Below are 5,746 nucleotides of genomic sequence, written 5' to 3' on the forward strand. Positions count from 1 at the left end.
CATCCCGATAATTATCGGGATTAAGCGGGGCTTTCGGGATGTAGTTCGGCATTACCATTCTACAAACTAAATCCGCCACAGGCGGAGAACTATTTTAGTGTAAGAATTGGTATTATATAATCCGTGTTTAAGTTTGCCCCTATGAAAAAACTATTATATTTAATCATCCCTATCATGTTTGCGGGTTGCTATCAGTCATCAAAATTGCATAGGAGCGAGGTGGCCAAAAATAAAGAACTTCGAATCATAATTGATAGTTTGATTATAACCGTCGACTATGTGCAAGCATCGCTCGATACGCTGCATAAAGGGCAGATAACCGCACAAAAAGATTACGAAAGATTGTATGAACTATACAGTAACCTTAAATATTATAATGAGAGATATCAAATGGAAATTGAAAACTTGACAATGCAGAATAAAGAATTAAGGACTAAATTGCTTGAGCAGGAAAATATTATAGCTGAATTGAAGAAGAAGAAGAAGCGATAAAATACAAATTTAGAAACTAGGTAATAATACGCCCAGCGACAAAGAAACAAACTTATAAGCAGGAGCTCTATTTACAAAAGCATCATTTTTCAGCATATTAATAAGGCAACAGTTGAGCCTGCTCGTCATCGTTATTGTCTTCGATATGTGATAATCGGCTCCCACACCGCAAGTGAACGAAATACCTTGGAAATAATTTTGCTTATACTTACCTGTATATCTTCCAGCTTCGTAATACGAACTTAATAAATAATGACCGACTAATCCAGCATTCACATTATAGCTCCCTGCATTTGTCTCGGCAAATTTGTAAGCCAAATTAATAGGTGCTTCAATGCTGCGGTACGAAAACGATTGTAGCCAAACCAATTCTTTGGTGTGGGCACTGTTAGGACTAGTTAAAGGTATAGCACCTTGGTTGAAAGACGTTACAAGATTCAGTTTCCTGTTGATATAACCCATACCTACTTCGTAAAATACTTTTGGAGGGTCGACGAAAGAATAAAAGTGCTTAAGATGAGAGCTCTCATAATGGCGAGTGATTAGTTACTTCTGCATAACAATGCCCGAGTTGAAAAAGTTGCATGGGATATGTTTTTCATTCATTAACATCTATGCATGATGAGTTTGGCGAAGTTCCGATTGTTATTAGGTGCCAACCACTAACATAATTATAATTCATGCACAGCAATAACTCTCTCCGCACCTATACTTTGGTTAGCCCTATACATTCCCTCACTGTTAAAAGGCAAAGCTATATTGCCCGCAGCGTCGATAGCGATGAGCCCGCCTTCGCCGCCTAGTTTTACGAGTTTGTCGTTTACTACAATATTACAAGCTTCTTGCAGGCTAAGACCTTTGTATTCCATGAGGCAGCTGACATCGTAAGCTACTACATTGCGTATAAAATATTCGCCATGGCCAGTGCAGCTTATGGCACAAGTATTATTATTGGCATAAGTGCCGCAACCTATAATTGGGGTATCGCCAATTCTATTATATCTTTTGTTGGTCATGCCGCCCGTGCTAGTAGCAGCGGCTAGGTTACCGTGTTTGTCTAATGCCACAGCTCCTACGGTTCCTTTTTTTAGGTTCACATTATGATCCAATTGCATATAGTCGCTGTCTCTTATTTTAAGGTACTGTTGGTAGCGAACTTCATTATAAAAGTATTCATCTGGCTCGAAAGCGATATTCTGCGTGCGGGCAAATTCTTCGGCACCTGCACCGCTCAACAATACAAACCCCGATTTTTCCATCACTTCGCGGGCAAGTATAATTGGGTTTTTAATATTCTTTACACATGTAACTCCTCCAGCCATCAGATTGCTTCCATCCATAATAGATGCATCCATTTCGTGGCCACCGCCATGGGTGAATACGGCACCGCAGCCTGCATTAAAAACAGGCTCGTTCTCCAATGCTATAACGGCAGCAGAAACAGCGTCCATCGCACTGCCGCCTTGTTCTATCACTTTGTATCCCGCTTCGATACATTTGTTGAGGGCTGTTGTATACATATTATATAACTCGGGAGTTAAAGAAGATTTCTCGATAGTGCCCGCACCGCCATGTATGGCTATTCCTGCTTTCATTAAACTTTGTTTTTGTTTAGTTTGCTATGGATCTTACCATACGAGAAATATATCATTAATCCTAAAAGCATCCAACCCACCGCACTTAACTGTGTTTCCATGTTCAAGCCCACTATCATAAGCGTACAAATAAGTATGCCCAAAATAGGAACCAAAGGAACCAAAGGCGTTTTAAAGGGACGTTTCAATTTAGGATCGGTTTTACGAAGTATCATAACTCCCGCACATACTAAAATGAAGGCGAACAAAGTTCCGATACTTGTTAAATCGCCAGCCACCGAGCCAGGTATAAAGGCTCCGAAGCCGCCTACAAACAATAATAATATCCAATTAGATTTATAGGGGGTTTTGAACTTAGGGTGAAGTTGCGAAAATGTTTTGGGTAATAATCCATCTTTGCTCATTGTAAAGAATACTCGGCTTTGACCCATGAGCATTACCAATATCACAGAGGAGAATCCTGCAAGAATAGCTACAGTTATAAGATTGGCCAGCCAGGTATACTCGACCATGTATTTTGTAATGGCGAAACTCACAGATGCTTCTTTGCCTTCTTTTATAAAGTCTGTAAAAGGGGCAACACCTGTAAGCACGTGCGAGAACAATATATACAATACCGTACAAATAGCCAATGAGCCTAATATACCAATCGGCATATCTTTCTGTGGGTTCTTAGCTTCCTGTGCTGCAGTAGAAACGGCATCGAAACCAATAAAGGCAAAGAACACCACGCCAGCACCCGCTATCACACCACCAAAACCATGATGCCAAAAACCACTATAATCAAACCATTCCCCATTTCCCTGCATTACGGGTTTCATATCAGCAGGAATCATATAAGGTGTATGGTTGGCAGGATTGATATAAGCCCAACCCAAGGCGATAAAGATTAGTACAATTGCTACTTTCAATATTACTATAATAGAATTCACCACCGCCGATTGTTGCGTACCACGAATAAGAAGCAGCGTAAGTATAAGCAGAATCAATAGGGCAGGGGCATTGATCATTCCGTGCACCTCCATGCTATTTTGTATAATAGATTCAAAAGGGGAGTGGCACCATTCGTAGGGAATTGCCCCACCAAGTAGCTTGTTCAAATATTCACTCCATGCAATGGAAACTGTTGCAGCCCCCAATGCATATTCAAGTACCAAGGCCCATCCAATAATCCAAGCAACTAGTTCGCCCATAGTTGCATAAGCATAAGTATATGCACTGCCCGCAATGGGTATAATAGAAGCAAATTCGGCATAACAAAGCCCTGCAAAAGCACAACCCACAGCGGCCACTATAAATGAAAGTGTAACAGCAGCTCCTGCATGTTCGCCAGCAGCAGCAGCGGTTCTTACAAAAAGACCGGCACCTATAATAGCACCAATTCCAAGTGCGATAAGGCTGCCTCGCCCAAGTGTACGTTTCAGTGTGTGTTCATCTGTGGCCACATTGCCCATCAGATCGTTAAGACTTTTTTTGCGGTGTAAAGACATAGGGATTATTTTATATTTTTTAATTATTATTTTATATTTTTGTTTGGCAACCTGTCCCGCTGCAAGCTTGCGGGGCTATCGGGATTGTCGAAGGTTCCTGGCGTCAGTGTACTTTATACTTCCCGCCGCGGCGAGCTTTATATTTAATACTAGCAAGCAAAACAAAGGCATTTTGCCCATATAGCATTTATTTTTCATCAATCAGAAACAAAAATATTTCCACAGGTCCTCTAAACCCTGGTAATTCCATCATCTCAATTGTATTTTCAACAGCGGGACCTGTTAGCCATTTCACAAATCGGGGTGGGTTGTTGCCGTATCTGTTTTTAAGCAAGTTAAATACATCTTTCATTTCTCGAACAATCTGATGGGTATAGGCAAATACCACCAAGCATGGCGATTCATCCGTAAGTTCGATATTGGTTTGCTTGGTACTTATTACAATTGATCCTGTTTTTGATACCAAGCACTCACAGGTAATCAAAAAAGCATCTACAAAGTCGCCACTTTTGTGATTTTTTTGGAACTCAATTCCTGTATCGGTCAACCGTTTTGCAAGCACTTCATCTTTGCATACTAGCTTGCTCCATCTTTTATTCTCGTGCAAGGTAATAAAATTGTCAACGGCTTCAAAAATATGAATATTATATATAAAGGAACCTTTGGCTTGTGTAAAGTTTTCGGCAAACTCCACAGCTAGATCAGCATCGAATTCACGGTATATGGGCGAATCCAATTCCAAATCGGGGAAAGGGTTTTTCGTCTTTTCCACTAACGCTTGTCGTACACGTTTTAATAAGGTTTCTTTTGAAGTTATTTCAGACAATTTGGAGGTTTATTATTCAATTTTTTCTTGTGTGCGAAGATATATATCAATGCACAAAGTAAACATTAAAAAAATAGGGCAAATGTGAAGTCAAGACATAAATAGTAAGTTAGTGGTTGGTGAAAACACGCAACCACGGGCATTGCAGAATATATCATGATCCGAATATCTATATGCCAAAAATATCCTCACTTTAAAATAAAAAGCAATCGGGCTCCATGCATATTGTGAAATGAATTGATGCTAGAAAAAAGTTCGAGACCCAATCCCGCTTCTTTTACAAACATCCACGCTGCTCCAACTTTAAAATTGACGCCCACATAGGTGGCACTCGAATAAAAGAGTTCTGCTTTTAGAACTGATAAGGCAGTAATACCCCATACGATAAATTTATCTGATTTAAAATACGGTAGCCCTAATCCATAATCGATTGATAAAATAGAAGCACCCACATACGATTTGGTATATTGCAAACCAATATGGTGCATATAGGAAGCACTCCGTGGTTTTATATTGAATGAAGGCCCAAAAGTATTTCCCGAGATATCTTTCTTTCCTATTTTGGTGGTATAGCCATAACCCACACTGAACCACTCTTTATATGAATGATCTTTTTTTTTCTGAGCATGCACAGGCAAATTAGAAAAGGCTAGAATGCACAAAATCAAAATAGATGTATATATTGATTTTAGGCACATATTATAGGGCTTTAAGAAATCATTTACCTAAAATCTGTTGCCATTTTGTAGAATTTTGCACATTGATTTCATTGAGCAGTTCTACAATTTTATTTTTATCGGCAGGTAAGGCATCTTTATATATGTTTACTATTTCTTCCGATTTAGTAAAAAAGAAAAGTTGTAATAAAAATAAATTTGGCGAGAGTTTCCAAACACTTTTTATCTGGTTCAGTGCATTGGTAATTTCTTTGCGTGCACCGTCCACGTCTTTGCTCATCTCGTCCATACCTTTACGATAATATTGGTTCATGGCTTCATGGAAAGGTTTATACCTGGCATTCAACAGATTTTCGATTAGCCAATAACGGTTTTTGCTTGGTGTACCAGTCGATGACAACCATCCTGGCTCAGAGGCAGTAGAAGCTTGATTAACGATTTGTTGTGCTTTTATATAATTTGCTGTGCCACCCTCCAATGAATAACTATCGTAGTCCATACCTATAATAATATAAGCATAAAATGCTAGCATACTTGTAAAGTTAGAACTGAACTGATTTTCGTTGAAGTCAAGGCTTTCATATCTGTTATATTTGAATAACCAATCTCTGTCCAAAGTAAAAAAAACGGCTGAAGTATAATTGCTATTATATATAGGTCTGGTAC

Annotated in this window: 7 protein-coding genes; 1 reads left to right on the top strand and 6 read right to left on the bottom strand. The window is 39.2% G+C overall.

Annotation, left to right across the window (positions count from 1 at the left end):
- Nucleotides 1-141: 141 nt before the first annotated feature.
- Nucleotides 142-492 (top strand): hypothetical protein, encoded by a 351-nt coding sequence (locus SGJ10_03905; protein MDZ4757270.1) that lies wholly within the window; start codon nucleotides 142-144, stop codon nucleotides 490-492.
- 9 nt (nucleotides 493-501) lie between these two features.
- Here SGJ10_03905 and SGJ10_03910 read toward each other — a convergent pair whose 3' ends face one another.
- The 6 genes from SGJ10_03910 to SGJ10_03935 form a co-directional block, all read right to left on the bottom strand.
- Complete coding sequence (locus SGJ10_03910; GenBank protein MDZ4757271.1) at nucleotides 502-954, bottom strand: hypothetical protein; 453 nt, start codon at nucleotides 952-954, stop codon at nucleotides 502-504.
- Between the two features lie 209 nt (nucleotides 955-1,163).
- Nucleotides 1,164-2,087, bottom strand: a complete 924-nt coding sequence (locus SGJ10_03915; protein MDZ4757272.1) for an isoaspartyl peptidase/L-asparaginase — start codon at nucleotides 2,085-2,087, stop codon at nucleotides 1,164-1,166.
- Nucleotides 2,087-3,577, bottom strand: a complete 1,491-nt coding sequence (locus SGJ10_03920; GenBank protein MDZ4757273.1) for an amino acid permease — start codon at nucleotides 3,575-3,577, stop codon at nucleotides 2,087-2,089. Before SGJ10_03920 ends, SGJ10_03915 begins: the two co-directional genes overlap by 1 nt.
- Before the next feature lie 187 nt (nucleotides 3,578-3,764).
- Nucleotides 3,765-4,403 (bottom strand): LUD domain-containing protein, encoded by a 639-nt coding sequence (locus SGJ10_03925; protein MDZ4757274.1) that lies wholly within the window; start codon nucleotides 4,401-4,403, stop codon nucleotides 3,765-3,767.
- A 188-nt stretch (nucleotides 4,404-4,591) separates the two neighbouring features.
- Nucleotides 4,592-5,065 (bottom strand): hypothetical protein, encoded by a 474-nt coding sequence (locus SGJ10_03930; protein ID MDZ4757275.1) that lies wholly within the window; start codon nucleotides 5,063-5,065, stop codon nucleotides 4,592-4,594.
- A 55-nt stretch (nucleotides 5,066-5,120) separates the two neighbouring features.
- The coding region (locus SGJ10_03935; protein MDZ4757276.1) for a DUF4835 family protein at nucleotides 5,121-5,746 on the bottom strand (626 nt) is incomplete at its 5' end.

This window comes from Bacteroidota bacterium (assembly GCA_034439655.1).
In the GTDB taxonomy this organism is placed as follows: domain Bacteria; phylum Bacteroidota; class Bacteroidia; order UKL13-3; family UKL13-3; genus CANJUD01.

Bases quoted from the DNA above. Each gene is read 5' to 3' on its own strand.
- SGJ10_03915 (MDZ4757272.1), bottom strand. From the start codon at position 2,087: ATGAAAGCAGGAATAGCCATACATGGCGGTGCGGGCACTATCGAGAAA.
- SGJ10_03910 (MDZ4757271.1), bottom strand. From the start codon at position 954: ATGGGTTATATCAACAGGAAACTGAATCTTGTAACGTCTTTCAACCAA.
- SGJ10_03905 (MDZ4757270.1), top strand. From the start codon at position 142: ATGAAAAAACTATTATATTTAATCATCCCTATCATGTTTGCGGGTTGC.
- SGJ10_03920 (MDZ4757273.1), bottom strand. From the start codon at position 3,577: ATGTCTTTACACCGCAAAAAAAGTCTTAACGATCTGATGGGCAATGTG.